Origin of the sequence: Aquiflexum sp. (assembly GCF_041751335.1) — a bacterium.
GTDB lineage: Bacteria > Bacteroidota > Bacteroidia > Cytophagales > Cyclobacteriaceae > Aquiflexum.
In genome coordinates this window covers 1-18,583 of record NZ_JBGSXS010000166.1, presented here as the reverse complement: position 1 = coordinate 18,583, position 18,583 = coordinate 1, and the positions used below count along the sequence as shown (strand labels likewise).

The window sequence follows — 18,583 nt, the reverse complement described above, 5'->3', positions numbered from 1 at the left end:
GTCAAGAATAAAGACTCCATTTGTCTTCTTCTTTTATTGGGTCTTTAGTCTTGCGTCTTGTGTCTAAAGTCTAAATCATTAAATCTAAAATCCCATGTCAAACTTCAGAATAGGTTTCGGTTACGATGTTCATCAGCTACAGGTCGGATATGATTTCTGGCTTGGAGGGATTAAACTTGAGCATGAAAAAGGTGCAGTTGGGCATTCAGATGCGGATGTCCTGATCCATGTGATCTGTGACGCCTTGTTGGGTGCCGCCAATCTTAGGGATATCGGTTATCATTTTTCGGATAAAGACCCGAAGTATAAAGGCATTGACAGCAAAATACTTTTGAAAGAGGTGATGCTTCTACTCAGAAATGAGGGATACGAAGTTGGCAATATTGACACCACAGTCTGTCTGCAATTACCAAAAGTCAATCCACATATTCCGGCCATAAAAAAATGCCTGTCCGAGGTGATGGAAGTTGAGGAAAGAAATATATCCATCAAGGCTACGACAACGGAAAACCTTGGTTTTGTTGGAAGAGAAGAAGGTGTTTCTGCTTATTGTGTGGCGTTAATTTATTCCAAATAAGATGGCCAGAGAAGTTAAGATCATCACGACAGAAGACGGTTCACATTCCTTGTTTGTACCCGAATTAAATGAAAGCTATCATTCTTTTCATGGCGCTTACCGGGAATCGATTCATGTTTTTATGTTATATGGTTTGGAGACTTGGTTCACACGCAATCCTGAAAGATACCCTATCCGGATATTTGAGGTGGGCTTTGGAACAGGACTTAATGCATGGCTGTCTTTGGTTTGGGCGGAGCAGTTTAAGGTTCCAGTATTGTACCACACGATTGAGCCATTTCCCTTGGAAAAAGAGATCTATTCCAAACTCAATTATACAGAGGTGGATACAAGCATCTACCATTATGCCTCTTATTTCAACAGACTACATACCGCTCCATGGAATGAAGGATCTGTGATTTCTGAGTATTTCAATATGAAAAAGGACCTCATCACTTTAGAAGAGGCTGTCCTCTACCCAACTGATATAATTTTTTATGATGCATTTGCTCCCAATAAGCAGCCCGAACTTTGGACCAAAGAAATGCTCGCCAAAGTCACTGATACCATGAACCCTGGAGCAATTTTTGCAACTTACTGTGCCACGGGGCAACTGAAGCGGGATTTAAAAGACCTCGGCCTGGAAGTAGAAACTCTCCCCGGCCCTCCGGGTAAAAAGGAAATGGTGAGGGGGGTGAAGGGAAGGATGAGGGATGAAGGGTGAAGGGTAGATTTTAGATTTAAGATTTTAGATTTGGATTGAAGAAGGAGCAAAATAATAAGGAGTAGTGTGCAGTCATGATGAATGAGTTTTTCGTTTGTCTGCAGGCTTTGGTTCTTAGTTCTTGGATTCTGACTCTAAAATACTATTTCTCACTTCTAATCTCTAGTCTATAAAAAAGACTTCGATACGCTGCGGCGCATCAAAGGTCTCACATCTCGTCTCTCGCTTCTCGTCTCTCGTATCTTGTTTGGCTCTTGGCTCTAATATCTCGTCTCTCGCATCTCGTCTCTCGCTTCTCACCCCTCAAACATCTCCTCAATCAGTTCATTGTAGAAATCCCTGACCTCCATGCCGATGGATTTGACTTGTTGGGAAATGAGACTTGTTTCTGTTTGGCCGGGAACGGTGTTGATTTCAATGAAATAGAACTTGGCTGTCTCATATTCCAGAAAATAATCAATGCGGACAGCCCCTTTGCAATTTAGTTTGGTGTAGACTTTTTCAATGATACTGTTGACTCTATTTACCTCCTCCTCACTCATCCTTCCTGGAGTAATTTCTTCGGTCACACCGGGAGAGTATTTGGCTTCAAAATCAAAAAATTCTTTGCTGCTTACAATCTCGGTGGCGGGCAACACGGTTGTTTTGCCTTTGGCATGATATACTCCGATGGAGAATTCTCGTCCATCCACAAACTCTTCTACCAATACCTGACTGTCTTCGGCAAATGCCTTGTCCAATGCTTCCTGTAATTCTTTGGGTTCTTTCACCTTGCTCATCCCAATACTGCTTCCTCCATTATTGGGTTTGATAAACAAAGGCAGCCGAAGTTCTTTTAAAACCTTTGACATATTTACTGCCGAGTTTTTAAAAAGCTGAATAGATTTTGCCACATATAATTCCGGAACATCCTGGACAATAGCTTTGGTATAACCCTTGTTCATAGTGATCGCAGAAGTCAGTGCATCACAGGTGGTGTAGGGTAGCCCTAACAGATCAAAATATCCTGCCAACTTTCCATCCTCTCCCGGCGATCCATGCAGAATATTGAAAACTCCATCGAAGATGATCTTCTGCTCGTTTAGTGTGATAGAAAAATCATTCATGTCCACAGGTATTTTATCTCCGGTGGCCGTTTCATGGTACCAATTGCCAGGATAAATAAGAATCTTATAGACATCGTACTTTTCTGTATCGATAGTTCTCTCGACCACAGCTGCACTTTTCAGGGAAACCACCGCCTCTCCGGTATATCCTCCGGTAACAATAGCAATTTTCTTCTTCATAGGATGTAAAAGTAAAAAAACCCGACTTGATTTTCCTATTGGCAAAAAAAGTTTCACCAAAATTCCTGCAATAAAAAGCCAACCCCCATAAGCGTGGTTTTTTTTGTCTTGAAATTAAAGCGAAAAGCATTTATATTCACAGGATGACCAAACCCTTATTCATTAAAAATTTAGTAGTTTTGCTATTATTTTTCTGTTTGCCAAAGAGCATTTTTGCCCAAAGCCCTCCTATTTCCACTGGTCCATATTTATTTTTAAAAGAAAACCGATTACAGGCAAAATGGGTTGAAAATGGCAAATCAAAAAGCATGGAAGTTCTAAGCCCTGAATTTTTTAAAAAGGAATTTGATTTTCAATTAAATCCTGATGCAGTTAAAAAGAAAATGCAGGAGACCCCGGATTTTTATCAGGATTATAAAGGAGTTACAGACTTAGTGGTTATCTCTGATATCCATGGTCAATTTGACCTGATGGTTGAACTATTGCAAAGTCATGGTGTCATCGACGAAAATCTTAACTGGATTTATGGAAAAGGGCATTTGGTCATCAATGGAGATATCCTGGGCAGAGGGGACAAAGTGACGGAAGCTTTGTGGTTGGCCTATTTGCTAGAAGACCAGGCCATCGAAGCAGGAGGAAGACTTCATTGTTTATTGGGAAATCATGAATTGATGTTGTTGGATAATGATCTGCGCTACCTGAACCAAAAATATGTCCGGGCTGCAAGTCTTATGAAAATGTCTGTTAAAAAATTGCACAACGAAGAATCTGTGCTGGGCAACTGGCTGAGAAAAAGACCGATAATCGTGACTATAGATAGCCTTTTATTTACCCACGCAGGTATTTCTACAGAATTTGTTGAACGGCAATTGACAGCCCATGATGTCAATAAAATATTTTATGAAAATATTCTGAAAACTCCCAAAAACCGTAGCAACAAAGGCCGGGAGATTTCTTTCCTAACTGGCCCCACAGGACCTATTTGGTACAGGGGATATTTTGACGAAAATAATATCGATGTAAAAGACCTTGATGCCATCTTAGCCTATTTTGGTTCTCAAAAAATCATAGTAGGCCATACTTCAGTGGATATGATTACGCCCCTTTTTGGTGGAAGGGTATTGGCAGTAGATTCCAGCATAAAAAACGGCAGAGGTGGGGAGATATTGATCATTCAAAAAGGAGATCTCTTTCGGGGTGCAATCAATGGTGTCAAATACAAATTCCCTTAATCCTTTATATTGGCGTATCAATTTCAATTTTTAATGAATTCTTTCTATCTTGAATGAATTCTTATGGTCAGATACCTCAAAAACTTCCTTTTTATCTTTTTTTTATTGGCAATTTCAAAGAGTGGAATTGCCCAAGAAACCAATTCAAAGATTTCCGAAGGACCCTATATCTTTTGGCATGACGGATCCTTCCATGCCAAATGGGTAGAAAATGGGGAATTGAAAACGGAAAAAAACATCAATGTGGATTTTCCAGAAAAAGAATTAGGATTAGGTGTTGATACAGAATTGTTCAGAAGTAATTTAATAAGCCGTCCAGGAGCTGCACAAAAATACAAGCGGGTTTCAAATATGGTTGTGATTTCCGATATCCATGGCCAATATGACCTGATGGTTGAATTATTGAAAAACCATGGTGTCATCAATGATAACTTGGACTGGAGTTTTGGCAAAGGCCACCTTGTCATCAATGGGGATATTATGGACCGTGGTGAAAAAGTAACAGAGATTTTGTGGCTTGCCTACAAATTGGAGCAACAAGCAATGAAAGCCGGAGGAAGATTGCATTTTCTGGTTGGCAACCATGAACTGATGGTAGCCCGGGATGACCTAAGATACCTACATGAAAAGTATATCAAGGCGGCTGAGATCATGGGGATATCGATAGAAGAACTCTATGGATTCAATTCGGTTTTGGGACATTGGATACGTCAACGACCTGCCATCGTTACCATCAATGACCTGCTATTTGTACATGCCGGTATATCACCCGAACTTATCCAAAGAAAAATGACTGCCAAAAGTGTCAATAAAATGTTTTTCGAGAATATTATGGGCCCTTATCCTCCTAAAGAAAAGAAAGAGGATGATTTTTGGTTTTTGATGGAATCCAACGGTCCGGTATGGTACAGAGGATATTTCAATGAGGGAGAAATCAGTGACTCTGATATAGATGAAACTTTAGCTTACTTTAAATCAAAACACATTGTTGTCGGACATACCTCTTTTGAGACTGTCAGTTCTCATTATGGAGGAAAAGTGATCGGAGTAGATTCCAGTGTCAAAAATGGGGAAGATGGGGAGGTGCTTATTGTGGAAAATGGAACTATATATCGGGGACTTAAGGATGGAAAGAAAATAAATTTTTAGGATAGGTTTTTAAACTAAAACTTTTGAAGTTAAAGTTCCGTACTCAAAAACATAAACTATCCGCTCGATCACTATGAAAAATCCAAGTCTTTATTCAATTGCCTGCTTATTTTTATTCTTTTCAGCCTGTCAGGAAAAGGAAGAACTTTTCTCTCCCAATTTGATTGGAACTTGGGAAATAGCTAATTGGAATGAAAGTATTGAAAGGGAATCGGTTGTAAGTTTTATCTTCAAAAGCGATGGTACTTATACTTATCAGTGGACAGATAGGCTGTCAAAAGAAGATGATAATGTAGGCTACCAACTTCTTCATAAAGGCTTTTTCAGCTCTTTGGGAGATCAATTGTCATTGATGCCCCGGGAAATATTCTATCCCCCTATTCAAAATAATGGACCGCCATTTGGCCCTAAAGAAGAATTGGTAAAAGCGGATTTTTCATCTACTCAGGTGGACAGGATGCAATTCCGTATTTCAGAAGATGGTCAGGAACTTTTGATTTATGCTGATGATCCTCAAGCATTAGATATGCTTTACACCAAAGTGGAGTAAATCAAGGTTCTAGGCCGAAGTGGGTGGCTCCACTCACTTCCTAAAGTTCAAAATTCACATTAAGTTTTTTGGAATGTTGAGACCAGTTTGAACCCGCACTAATCCACCATCGGTCATCCGTCATCGGACACACAAAAAAAAGTTTGCCACGTCGCACGAAGAGTTTCTGGTCAAATAAGAAATTTGAAGTGCTCCTCGCAATGACGCAAACATCGGACTCCCAACTTCCAACTATAAAATAACTATTTCTCCATCCTGCTATTTTTCATACTTTTGCCCACTTTAAAAAATACCTGAATTCTATGAGTAGCATTAAATGCAATTTGCTTCTGTTCATATTTCTACTTGGAAGCATATCAGTTTTAGCCCAGCAAAAAAAGAAAGTCAGTCTTGAAGATGTCTTTAAATCCAATACATTTTCCCAAAAATCAGTTAATGGGATCAATTGGATGAAGGATGGACAGTATTACAGTTCATTGCAGAGCGGGCTGACAGGTCCTAAAGTGGTCAAAATAAATGTTGCCACAGGAGAAGAGGCAGAAGTTCTGATAGATGGAGGGGCTTTGGGAATCAATTTTTCCAGTTATGCTTTCAATCCTGATGAGACCAAAGCTTTGGTTGCCACTGATGTTGAAAGTATTTATAGAAGATCGAGTAAAGGAGTTTTCCATGTGATAGACCTTCAGACCGGCACATCTCAAAAACTCATGGACGGGGAAAAAATCATGTATGCTACCCTCTCCCCTGACAATAATAAAGTAGCCTTTGTAAAGGAAAATAACTTATATATCGCAGAACTTGCCAATGGTCAGGTCAGCCAAATTACCACAGATGGAAAATGGAACCATGTGCTCAATGGCGCAGCTGATTGGGTATATGAAGAAGAATTCTCCATGTCCAAAGCCTTCGATTGGTCACCGGATGGCAGCAAAATCGCCTTTATCCGATTTGATGAAACCGAGGTCCAAGAATTCAACATGCAGACTTGGGGTAAATTATATCCAAAAGACTATAAATTCAAATATCCCAAAGCAGGAGAAAAAAATGCCGAAGTCAGCATACATATCTATAACCTAAACAGTAAAAAGACCGTTGCGGTGGATTCAGGCTCTGAAAAGGACATTTACCTTCCAAGGATATATTGGACAGGTGAAGCCAATACTTTGGCATTTTTGAGATTAAATAGACTTCAAAATCAATTGGACCTATTTTATGCCAATGCACTCACCGGAGAAACCAAACTTATCTTACAGGAAAAATCAGAAACTTATGTTGACCTGAACTACAATGATGACCTTAGGTTTTTGGAAGGGAATAAGGGATTTATCCGAACTTCTGAACAGGATGGGTTCAAGCACATTTACCTCCATGACAGTCAGGGGAAATTGATCAGACAGGTCACCAATGGGAATTGGGAAGTAAGCGACTTAGTAGGATTGGATGAAAAATCCAAAAAAATCTACTATATCTCAACAGAAAATTCGCCCTTGGAAAGAAACCTATATGTGATCAATATGGATGGAAAAGGCAAAAAACTCCTTACCCCGGAAAAAGGAACCTATACCATCAATATGAGTAAGGACTTTAAATATTACATTGCCAACTTTTCTCAAGCCAACAGTCCTTTAAAAGTGACACTCAATGAATCCTCAGGAAAATTGGTCAAAGTATTGGAAGACAATCGGGAACTTATGTCCAAAATCGGAAATTTCGCAATCTCTCCTAAAGATTTTTTCACCTTCAATACGGTGGACGGCACTTCTTTAAATGCCTATATGATTAAACCTGTGGACTTTGATGAAAGCAGAAAATACCCAGTCCTCATGTATGTCTATGGAGGTCCGGGTTCCCAAAATGTCACCAATTCTTGGGGAGGAACAAGGGATTTTTGGCACCACCATCTGGCATCCGAAGGATACATTGTGGTTTGTGTAGACAACAGAGGAACTGGTGCAAGAGGGCGTGACTTCAAACATGTCACTTATGCTAATCTGGGCAAAATCGAGACAGAAGATCAAATTGCCGGGGCAAAACACTTAGGTGCCCTACCCTATGTGGACAAAACCAGAATCGGAATTTGGGGTTGGTCGTATGGGGGATATATGTCCTCTTTGGCTCTAATGGTAGGCAATGATGTATTTAAAGCAGCCATAGCTGTGGCACCGGTGACGACTTGGAGATACTATGATACCATTTATACCGAAAGGTACTTGCAGACCCCCCAATTAAATGCCGCCGGTTATGATGACAACAGCCCAATTACCCATGTCAACAAATTAAAAGGCAACCTATTGTTGATTCACGGCACAGGTGATGACAATGTTCATTTTCAAAATGCAGTGGATTTGGTAGACGCATTGGTCAAAGCTGACAAACAATTTGAAACCATGTATTACCCTAACAAAAACCATGGCATATCCGGGGGCAATACTTCTTGGCATTTGTATTCTTTGATGACGGATTTTATTAAGAGGAAGCTTTGAGGAAGGATGAAGGTGGATGGTGCGTCATTGCGAGTCTCCAACATTCTGAAAATGTTCAGAAAAGGAATGACATCAAGTTACCCTCTAGGCAGCCGTCATTCTGAGGCACGAAGAATCTCCAGAGGTCCTATTTATGTTTAATATACATTTCCTGATCCTCGAGAGATGCTTCTCCCGATAGCCATCGGGATCAGCATGACGGTGCTCCGAATTCTGTCATTGCGAGGAGCACTTTGGAAACTTTGATATTTTGAATATTCCTTCGTGCGATGTGGCAATCTCTTTAGGGAGGAAGGATGAAGGGAGGGAATTTTAGAAGGAAGATTTTAGATTTTAGATTTTAGATTCTAACATCTCGCCTCTGTTTCTTGTTTCTAACATCTCGCTTCTCGCTTCTCGCATCTCGCTTCTCGCCTCTCGCCTCTCGCCTCTCGGTTCTAACATCTCGCTTCTCGCATCTCGCATCTCGCTTCTAGTCTCTCTTCACGAAATGACCATTGATAGACCTCTAACACCACCTATATTTATTTCATTTCAAAGCAGAACGAAAGGACTTAGCTTTCGGTTGAATAACTATCTGTACAATTCCCTAGTTATAAGCGAGAACAAATGAAAAAAGGCATGTTGTTTTATAAAACATACAAGCACTCCTCGAGCTGGGAATGGGTGGTATTTATCCATGGTGCAGGTGGTTCGTCAGCGGTTTGGCACAAGCAAATCCGGGATTTCAGGAAGGATTTCAACCTTTTGCTAATTGATTTGAGGGGTCATGGCAAATCAGCAGAATCCATCAGAAATATATGGAAGGAAGAATATACTTTTCCTGCCGTAACCAAAGATATTATAGAAGTATTGGACCATCTTAAGATCCCTCCGGCTCATTTTATGGGTGTTTCTTTGGGAACTATACTTGCCAGACAATTGGCTGAAATGGAACCTCATCGTGTCAGTTCATTGGTGATGGCCGGAGCGATAACAAGACTCAATATTACCTCGAGGGTTTTGGTATATTTGGGCAATGCTTTTAAAAGCGTAGTCCCATATATGTGGTTGTACAGTCTATTTGCATGGATTATCATGCCACGTAGGCATCATGCTGAATCACGAAATCTATTTATCAGAGAAGCCCAACGGCTTTGCCAAAAGGAATTTATCCGTTGGTTTAAAATGACCAAAGACATCAATCCTGTTCTGAGATATTTCAAAGAAAAAGATTTGGCCATTCCTACCTTGTACATCATGGGTGAAGAAGACATCATGTTTTTGGAACCCGTCAAAAAAATTGTTAAAGAGCATAAACTTTCGCTTTTGAAAATTGTCAAAGCATGTGGCCATGTGGTCAATGTAGAACAAGCCGAAAAATTTAACCAACTTTCACTGGAATTTCTTAGAAATCTAAATCAACCCCATCAAAATTCATTTGTGCACTAAGAATGAAAAACTCTACAAAAATAATTTTGACCTTTGTAATCCTGGCCGTGATTGCAATTATTTTTATTTACCTCAGAAGGGCTGAAATATTTGGCACCAAAAATGAACCTGCCCCGGTCAGTGCCTCCGCACAAGGATCACAGGTGCTACCTGTGAATGTTGTAGAGATACATCCTCAAAAGCTGGAAAACAACCTTAACATAACAGGAACTGTCCTTCCAAATGAGATGGTATCCCTTAGATCTGAAATTTCTGGTCTTGTCCAACGAATTGCATTTAAAGAAGGGCAATTTGTGAAAAAAGGAACTCCCTTAGTATATTTAAATGATGACGAACTCAGTGCCCAATAACAAAAGCTTGAGTTTACCAAAAAACTTTTTGAGAGTCAGGAAAACCGCCAAAAGCAATTATTGGCAAAAGAAGCAATAAGTCAGGAAGAATATGATATTGTACTCAATCAATTTAATACTAACCTTTCTGATTTAAATTTGGTAGAAGCACAGTTAAGCAAAACTGTGATACGTGCTCCCTTTGACGGTGTTTTGGGTTTGAGACAAATTTCAGAAGGTAGTGTCATAGGAACCAATGATGTGATAGTCAGTATTATCAATATTGATCCCATAAAAATAGAATTCTCTATTCCAGAAAGATATGCGAATCAGGTTGAAGTGAATTCCAAAATATTTTTCTCAACTGACATTGGAGGAGAGGAAGCAGAAGGTGTAGTATATGCATATGAACCGAATATTGATGCCAACACAAGGACCCTGAAACTTCGGGCACAGAGCCCGAATAAAAAGAAATTATTTCTTCCTGGGATGTTTGTAAGGATAAAATATATTTTGGGCATTGAGGAAAATGCCCTATTGGTTCCCGCAGAATCTGTTATACCTGAGCTAAGTGGATACAAAGTATTTGTGGTCACTGCTGACAGTAAAGTGGAAGAAAGACAGATTTCAATTGGTACAAGAACAGATACAAGTGTTCAGATAGTGGATGGATTGAAAGAAGGTGACCTTGTATTGACTACGGGTGTATTGCAGGTACGATCAGGAATGACTGTCAATTACAATAAAATCAACTGATTATGTCAAGTTTATCAACCATCAGTATCAGGAGGCCTGTATTGGCAATCGTATTGTCTTTGACAATTTTACTTTTTGGAATTATCGGAATCAGTTTTCTTGGTATCAGAGAATTTCCAAGTGTTGATCCGCCAATCATCAATGTCAGGACGGATTATGTCGGTGCCAATGCAGATGTCATAGAAGCACAGATTACAGAACCCCTGGAGGAAGCCATTAATGGCATCTCCGGAATCAAGTCCCTTACTTCCACCAGTAATGACGGGGCAAGTAATATCACGGTAGAATTTGATGTAGGAGCGGATTTGGAAGCAGCCGCCAATGATGTTAGAGACAAGGTTTCTGGTGCGCAGCGAAATCTTCCACCAGACACAGAACCTCCTGTGGTATCCAAGGCGGATGCAGATTCCCAACCAATAGTCTTTTTGAATGTACAAAGTGACAGAAGGACACTTTTGGAACTGTCAGACATTGCTAATAATATTTTTAAAGAAAGGTTGCAGACTATCCCTGGCGTAAGTAGGGTTCAGATTTGGGGTGAGAAACAATACGCCATCAGACTGAGGATGGATCCTTTGAGAATGGCTTCATATGGGGTTACACCATTGGATGTGCTTAATAAAGTCCAAAGTGAAAATGTTGAGCTTCCTTCCGGAAGGATTGAAGGTTCTGCCATTGAGCTTTCTGTACGGACCAAAAGTAGGCTGAGTTCCCCTCAGGAGTTCAATAACCTGATCATCAAAGAGGACCAAAACAACATTGTAAAATTCCAAGATGTAGGAAAAGCCGAGTTGGCAGCCTTAAATGAGCGGACCGTCCTCAAAAGAGATGGTATTCCAATGGTAGGCGTAGTTTTGGTACCGCTACCCGGTTCCAACAATATCGAAATATTGGACGAGTTTTACCGAAGACTGGAATTTATCAAAAAAGACCTCCCCAATGATGTTCTTTTGGATATTGGTTTTGATTCGACCAAGTATATCAGGAATTCCATCAATGAAGTACAACAAACAATTTTTGTGGCTTTCATACTGGTAGTTACCATCATATTTTTATTTCTAAGAGATTGGCGTACCACATTTATTCCAGTGCTTACCATTCCAATCTCTTTGATAGGGGTTTTCTTTATCATGTACCTAATGGACTTTTCCATCAATGTCCTGACGTTGTTAGGAATCGTGCTCTCCATAGGACTTGTGGTAGATGATGCCATTGTGGTTCTTGAAAATATCTACACCAGGATAGAGAAAGGAGAAAATCCGGAAACTGCTGCTGAAAAAGGTGCTGAGGAAATTTTCTTTGCAGTAATTGCAACTACAGTTGCCTTGGCAGCTGTTTTCTTGCCTGTAATATTCTTGACAGGTACGACAGGTCGTCTTTTCAGGGAATTTGGAATAGTAGTCGCAGGTGCTGTCATTATATCTTCTTTTGTGGCATTGACCATGACCCCGATGTTAAGTTCCAAGCTTTTGAAAAAAAGGGAAAAACAAAATTGGCTATATACCAAAACGGAACCATTTTTTGTTTGGCTGAACCTTAAATTCAATAATGCCTTATATTCTTTTATGAAAGTCAGGTGGATTTCTTTTGTACTCATTATTATCATGGGTTTTGGGATCTATCAATTGGTAAAGGTAATTCCGACAGAACTTGCCCCCACGGAGGATCGTGGAGAAATGAGAGTCAACCTTGCAGGACCCGAAGGTGCAACCTTTGATTATATGGACAAGGTAATAGATGAAATGACCGTTGAATTTATGGATCAGATTCCCGAAGCGGAAAGAGAAGGTATCATTACCGTTACTTCTCCGGGTTTTGGAACAGCAAGTACCAATTCAGGTTTTCTCAGGGTAATTTTAAAAGATGCATCTGAACGTGAGAGAACCCAACAGGAGATTTATGAACAGGTAACTGGAATTCTGGAAAGATTTACTGCAGTAAGGGCTTTTGCGACACAACCACAATCTATAGGAGACCGTAGAGGAGGCTTACCGGTACAATATGTAATTCAAGCGCCAACTTTGGATAAACTCAAAGATGTCATTCCTGAATTTATGGAGAAAGTGGGCCAAAGTCCGATTTTCAGTTTTTCTGATATCAACCTGAAGTTTACCAAACCAGAAATTGAAGTTGAAATAGATAGAGCAAAAGCCCAGAACATCGGTGTTTCTGTTCAGGAAATTGCGCGTACGCTCCAATTATCTTATTCAGGTCAAAGGTTTGCCTATTTTATCATGAATGGAAAGCAATACCAAGTTGTAGGAGAAATGCAGATTCAGGATCGAAATGAACCTGTGAATCTGAGGATGCTTTATGTAAGAGCAAATAATGGTGAATTGGTACAATTGGACAATTTGGTTACCATCAATGAAAAAAGCACTCCTCCGCAGCTTTATAGGTTCAATAGATTTGTGAGTGCGACAATATCCGCCGGATTGGTTCCTGGAAATACAATAGGTACAGGTTTGGATGAAATGGACAGAATAGCTTCTGAAGTTTTGGATGAGACATACAGTACTGATGTGGCAGGTCTTTCCAAAGAGTTCCGTGAAAGCTCCAATAGTCTTGTCTTCGCTTTCATATTTGCATTGGTCCTGATTTATTTGGTTCTTTCAGCGCAATTCGAAAGCTTTTTAGACCCATTAACTATCATGTTTACGGTACCTTTAGCACTATTTGGCGCTTTATTTTCTTTGTGGATATTTGATTTTACATTGAGTATTTTCAGTCAGATAGGTATAATTATGCTCATCGGGTTGGTGACTAAAAACGGTATTTTGATTGTCGAATTTGCAAATCAGAGAAAAGCACAGGGAATGTCTATCGATGAAGCGATCATTGGTGCAGCCGGGGCCAGATTCAGACCTATTTTAATGACCAGTTTATCTACTATACTTGGGATATTACCGATTGCACTCGCACTTGGTGCAGGAGCCGAGAGCCGGGTGCCTATGGGAGTAGCAGTGATTGGAGGTCTAGCATTTGCTACAATTTTGACACTATTTATTATCCCGGCAGTTTACACTTACTTAACTTCAAAACAAGGAAGATTAGCCAGAGTCTAATGAGAAAACTACTTTTAACTTTCGTCCTGACAGGACTTGCATTTATATCTCTTCAGGCCCAAGGGACTGAAGAACTTGACCTTGAAAAAGCCGTAATAATCGGTCTTGAAAGAAATTATGGGGTGAAAATAGCGGCTAACAATGTTGCTATTGCTGAAAGGGATATTAAAATCGGAACAGGCACCTTTTTTATGCCGACTGTGACTGGAAATTTTACAAACAGCTTCAATAGAGAAGATGTTAAACAGCAATTTGCAAATTCTCCCGAGCCCAACGAAGTCCCCGGTGCAAGAACGGAAACTGAAAACTATTCTGTAGTAGGATTTTATGGCTTCCGACCTGAAACTGTTTATTCCATAAGAATACTTGGGAAACTGGCTGAAATCAGTGACCTAGATGCTAAGGTTTTAGTAGAAAATACTGTAGCTGCTATCTCATCTACTTACTTTAGGCTTGTGTTGGAACTTCAAAGGTACAATGTACTGAAAACTACCCTAGACCTTTCACAATCCAGGTTGGATATTGCCAAAGCGAGATACGAACTCGGAGGTGCTGGTAGAAGGGATTTTCTGACTGCACAGGTAGATTACAATGCCGATCTTTCTCTTTTGGTAAATCAGGAACTTGTCATAAAAAATGCAAGAGTCAATCTCAATCAATTACTTGCTCTGACACCGGATAGGGAATTTGCTGTAAAGGATACTATTTTGGTGGATAAAAATCTTCTTTTAGAAGACCTCTTGGAAAATGCCTATCTGAATAATAAACAATTTTTGATCACTCAAAGACAAGAGAATGTCGCATTCTTGGCATTGAGGGAAACTCAGGCCCAAAGGTTACCTCAATTAAATCTTAATGCATCATATATTAAAAACACATTTTCTTCTCAAGCAGGTATTCTTTTACTTAACCAAAGGCAAGGTTACAATTATGGTTTAACCGCTTCTTTAAATGTTTTCAATGGATTCACATTGAACAGGCGAATACAGAATGCCCGCGTTCAGAAATTGAATGCAGAGCTTGCCGTCCAAGATCTCGAAATCCAAATGGTATCGGATATTCAGCGTGCCTATAACACCTATAACACAAATATTCGGTTGTTGGACATCGAATATTCAAATTATAAGACTGCCATTGAGAATGCCGACATTGCTTTGGAAAGGTTTAGGTTGGGGATATCTGATTACCTTCAGTTCCGGGATGCACAAGTCAACCTATTGACAGCAGAGAACAGATTACTTACCGCCTTATATAATATCAAAGAAATGGAAATTGAATTGATGAGGCTTTCGGGTAGAATATACTTTCAGGATAGTTTTCAGAAGTTTCACCTAGGATTACAATAAAAATCTTTTTCGTCATAAAAAGCCCTATTCTAATTCAAAAAGGGCTTATTTACATTTTTTATACATTAAAATGCATTTCGTAACCAAATAAGTTTGGTATATAATTTGCTTTGTTCGATATTTGCAAAGAACAAAGCCGCTGAGGTGGCATTTATAGGATGAAAAAAACAGTCGTCAGCCTACTATTTTTATTGACATTTTCCATTTTTGGGTTCCAATGTTCCTTTTTGGAAAGAACAGAAACTCCCGTCGAATTTTGGGAAAACCCAGCTCAATTAGACTTGGATGAAATTGTCAAAAGAGGATTCATCAGAGCAATTGTAGACAACTCCTCCACCAGTTATTACATTTATCGAGGTAGGAGAATGGGGTATGAATTCGAGATGTTGCGGAATCTGGCAACAGCTCTTAATGTACGCTTACACCTCATAGTCAAATCAGATATTCAGGAAGCTTTTTATCTTTTGAACCAGGGCAGAGCGGATATCATTGCCATGAACCTTGCAGTAAATGATGAAAGGAAAAAGTATGCTGCCTTCACAAAACCGCTTGGAAGCATGGGGACAGTACTTGTCCAAAGAAAAAAATCCGAACCTGTTCAAAACCTTTCAGATTTAAATGACAAAACCATATACATTCAAAGAGACGCAATATTCAAATCCCAACTTTGTTCCCTCCAAAATAATTTAGGAATATCTCTTACCATCATTGAAGAAAAAGGACCCAGTGATCATTTTATCAATAGAGTGGTCAAAGAAGAAATCGAATATACCGTAGTGGATAAAGTAGTTGCATTGGTCAATTCCACCTATTATGATGAACTTAATATTGACCTTGAAATCAGTCCAAAAGAAGATGTAGCATGGGCAATCAGAAAAAACGCTCCCCAATTGGAAGAAGCTGTCAATGATTGGATCAAAAGCAAAGACAAAACAGGGTACATCAGAACCTTGTACGCTAAATATTTCCAAAATACCAAGAACAGTTATTTCAGGACCTCTAGCCCATTTTCATCATTGGCAGGCAACAGTATCTCACCTTATGACCACATGATAAAAAAAGGGGCGGATGAGCTTGGATGGGATTGGAGACTATTGGCCTCACTTATCTACAAAGAATCAAGGTTTGATACGACCGCTACTTCCTACGCAGGAGCCACAGGATTGCTACAACTGATGCCTGTGACCTTGGAGAGATTTGGTGTTGAAAATCCCAATGACCCAATGGAGAGTCTGATGGGAGGAGTAAACTACCTGAAATACCTTGATAAATTCTGGAGAGAAAGAGTTCCGGAGAGTAACGAAAGAATAAAATTCATCCTATCATCCTATAATATTGGTCATGGACATGTGCTTGATGCTTGGAACTTGACTATCAAATACAAGAAAAATTCACAAAACTGGTCAAATGTAGCACAGTTTCTAAAACTGAAATCCAATCCCGAATACTACAATGATCCGGTGGCCAAAAGTGGCTATGCTAAAGGCCACCTCGCCGTCAGCTACGTAGATGACATCATGATTCTTTATGATTCGTATAGGGTTTTGATAGAGCCGTAGAGTTTTTTGTAAAATTTTAAAAACAATCCCTCAATAGATCACTTGTGCTTACCAATGGCATAAAATCGGAGGAGCCGTCATGCTGATCCCGATAGCTATTGTGGAGAAGCATCTCACGAGGTACAGTTAATTATAAATGAACATAAATAGAACCTCAGGAGATTCCTCGTACCTCGGAATGACGCCTGCCTGCCTTTGGTAGGGCTAACCATGATCATTACCGTTTTCTTCTTTCTCCTGACTTCGACACTGGGACACCCAAAATCAAAAACCGAACATTTTTGCCAGTTTTTTCTGACTTTCGTTCAAAAAAAGTGTCTTTCTTAGCTTTTTCCCAGTTGATATGAGTTGGATTTCTACCGTGTAAATACCTTTTGCTATTTCAATTGCTTTTTGTGGAGAAAGGTTTGCTTCTTTTTCATTCAATTGCCTTTCCAGCTCTTTGTAAACTTTGTAAGCGACGAATGCTATGCTGATATGGGCTTCTATTCTTCTTTGTTTATAATGGTATACAGGTCTTACCTTAATCTCGTTTTTGGTTATTCTGAAGGCCTTTTCTATCTTCCACAGGTTGTTGTAATTTTCAATTACCTGTTCTTTGTCAAGCTTTGTATTGGTGATGTATCCCTTGAGACCGTCCCATTGTCCATCCAGCTCAAACTTCTCCATATCCAAGGCAATCTTTATCTCCCCCTCCATTTTTAGGTATTTATTATAGCCTCTGTTGTTGATGTGGGTTTTGTTAAGCTTTCCTGTCTTCATCTGTTTTTCGAGCTTTTTGAGTCCCTTTTCTCGGTTGATCCTATCCTTTTTGGCCCGCCTTTCAGAATAGCTCACAATCATCCTCAGACTCTCTTCCCAATCCATCGCAACACTCTCTCCATTTTCCATCTGGAGTGCCAATACTTTTTCTTTTTGGTTGTTACCCGAAGACTTAAGCCGTGCCCCAAGTATGAATTCATATCCGTTATCGAGTAATTCTTTGATATTGCTTTTGGAAAGCAAACCCGAATCCGCCACTACTATCGGAGCGGGCAGGCTATACTTTTTTCTGAATGTCTCTATTACCGGAATCATGGTATGTCCTTCAAACTTATTGCCCTCAAAAATCTCATATGCCAGAGGGTATCCCTCGAGGCCCACCAGCAAACCCAAAACTATCTGTGGGTTCGGATGCTTGCCTTCTTTGGAAAAACCGGTCTTCCTCAGATCATCCTCCTGATCTACTTCAAAATAAAGTGTGGTACAATCGTAAAAGAAAATATTGATACTGCCTCCCAGTATTTTCTTGGTGTGCCCAAAACTGATCAGCTGTATTATCTCTTTATAATTGTTGTAAAGCTTGTCCATATACCTGTATAGGTCCTGAACATGAAAATCTAGGCCATGATAGGTCAGCAGGTAATCACAGGTCTTCAGTTTACTGGCTGGAAAACATATCCTAGAATAGACAAGCCACTTAAAAATGTCGTCTTTGATTATGTTGAACCCAATATCATTGAATATCTTATTCAGGAGGAGTTCTGTACCTGAAACAGTAATGTTTTCAACACTTTCCAGGACAGATTCGGCAACCTGTTCTTCACTGTTGAACGGTATATCAAGAATGCCTTTATAGTTCCTGATCCATTCTTCTCCCAATGAAACAAGCTCTTCAACTTCTGTATGGTCGAAGCTACTACCTATGGTTTTGGCGACTTTATAACTTCCCCTGACCTTATCTATTACCTGCACACTGATCTTGCCACTTTTATTGGGCTTTTTGCGGACAAACATCCCTAAAACTACTCAAAAATACCTCTGGGACACCCAAATCAAAAGCTGAAAAAATACAAAACATTATAAATCAATACTTTATACTAAAATGGGACTGACGACTGTCGAAGTCAGGAGGAGCGAGGCATGATTGATAAAGGCTGATGACTTTCCTGTCGAAACCTGGATTTCCCACCAATGCTTTTACCGCTCGTGTTCCAGATAAATGCTAGTTCAGGTATAATTTCAAAATGAACAGGTTGGTTGCACTTGATTTACATAATTTGCTGGCATCTGAGATATTGCAGGAGCATAATGGTTTTGGCATCCCGGATTTCTCCTGTGGTGATCATTTCAAGAGC

The 18,583-nt window shown here is 39.7% G+C and carries 12 protein-coding genes and 1 pseudogene; 11 read left to right on the top strand and 2 right to left on the bottom strand.

What is annotated here, in order from left to right; translation table 11 throughout:
- Window positions 1-94: 94 nt before the first annotated feature.
- The gene (gene ispF, locus ACEW8U_RS09340) at window positions 95-577 is read left to right on the top strand and encodes a 2-C-methyl-D-erythritol 2,4-cyclodiphosphate synthase (protein WP_373521774.1); all 483 of its coding nucleotides are present in this window, start codon (window positions 95-97) and stop codon (window positions 575-577) included.
- 1 nt (window position 578) lies between these two features.
- The gene (gene mnmD, locus ACEW8U_RS09335; RefSeq protein ID WP_373521773.1) at window positions 579-1,280 is read left to right on the top strand and encodes a tRNA (5-methylaminomethyl-2-thiouridine)(34)-methyltransferase MnmD; all 702 of its coding nucleotides are present in this window, start codon (window positions 579-581) and stop codon (window positions 1,278-1,280) included.
- 296 nt (window positions 1,281-1,576) lie between these two features.
- Here the strand turns inward: mnmD and ACEW8U_RS09330 are convergent, their stop codons facing one another.
- Window positions 1,577-2,566: a D-alanine--D-alanine ligase gene (locus ACEW8U_RS09330; RefSeq protein ID WP_373521772.1), complete on the bottom strand. Its 990-nt coding sequence runs from the start codon at window positions 2,564-2,566 to the stop codon at window positions 1,577-1,579.
- 308 nt (window positions 2,567-2,874) lie between these two features.
- Between ACEW8U_RS09330 and ACEW8U_RS09325 the strand changes: the two genes are divergently transcribed.
- The 9 genes and pseudogenes from ACEW8U_RS09325 (at window position 2,875) to ACEW8U_RS09285 (ending at window position 16,466) form a co-directional block, all read left to right on the top strand.
- Window positions 2,875-3,798 carry a metallophosphoesterase gene (locus tag ACEW8U_RS09325; RefSeq protein WP_373521771.1) on the top strand — a complete coding sequence of 308 codons (924 nt, stop codon included), beginning with the start codon at window positions 2,875-2,877 and terminating at the stop codon, window positions 3,796-3,798.
- Between the two features lie 63 nt (window positions 3,799-3,861).
- Complete coding sequence (locus tag ACEW8U_RS09320; RefSeq protein WP_373521770.1) at window positions 3,862-4,947, top strand: metallophosphoesterase; 1,086 nt, start codon at window positions 3,862-3,864, stop codon at window positions 4,945-4,947.
- A gap of 73 nt (window positions 4,948-5,020) precedes the next feature.
- Window positions 5,021-5,497, top strand: coding sequence for a hypothetical protein (locus ACEW8U_RS09315; RefSeq protein WP_373521769.1), 477 nt, complete (start codon window positions 5,021-5,023; stop codon window positions 5,495-5,497).
- A 302-nt stretch (window positions 5,498-5,799) separates the two neighbouring features.
- Window positions 5,800-7,980, top strand: coding sequence for a S9 family peptidase (locus ACEW8U_RS09310; protein ID WP_373521768.1), 2,181 nt, complete (start codon window positions 5,800-5,802; stop codon window positions 7,978-7,980).
- Between the two features lie 621 nt (window positions 7,981-8,601).
- Window positions 8,602-9,411 (top strand): alpha/beta fold hydrolase, encoded by an 810-nt coding sequence (locus tag ACEW8U_RS09305; protein WP_373521782.1) that lies wholly within the window; start codon window positions 8,602-8,604, stop codon window positions 9,409-9,411.
- A gap of 2 nt (window positions 9,412-9,413) precedes the next feature.
- Window positions 9,414-10,496, top strand: a pseudogene (locus tag ACEW8U_RS09300) (efflux RND transporter periplasmic adaptor subunit).
- Window positions 10,497-10,498: 2 nt separating this feature from the next.
- A complete protein-coding gene (locus tag ACEW8U_RS09295) occupies window positions 10,499-13,561 on the top strand; it encodes an efflux RND transporter permease subunit (protein WP_373521767.1) in 3,063 nt (1,020 codons plus the stop codon).
- A complete protein-coding gene (locus ACEW8U_RS09290; RefSeq protein ID WP_373521766.1) occupies window positions 13,561-14,907 on the top strand; it encodes a TolC family protein in 1,347 nt (448 codons plus the stop codon). Before ACEW8U_RS09295 ends, ACEW8U_RS09290 begins: the two co-directional genes overlap by 1 nt.
- Before the next feature lie 158 nt (window positions 14,908-15,065).
- Window positions 15,066-16,466, top strand: a complete 1,401-nt coding sequence (locus ACEW8U_RS09285; RefSeq protein WP_373521765.1) for a transporter substrate-binding domain-containing protein — start codon at window positions 15,066-15,068, stop codon at window positions 16,464-16,466.
- 264 nt (window positions 16,467-16,730) lie between these two features.
- On the opposite strand, the gene ACEW8U_RS09280 is transcribed toward ACEW8U_RS09285, so the two are convergent.
- The gene (locus ACEW8U_RS09280; RefSeq protein WP_373521764.1) at window positions 16,731-18,242 is read right to left on the bottom strand and encodes an IS1634 family transposase; all 1,512 of its coding nucleotides are present in this window, start codon (window positions 18,240-18,242) and stop codon (window positions 16,731-16,733) included.
- Window positions 18,243-18,583 lie beyond the last annotated feature (341 nt).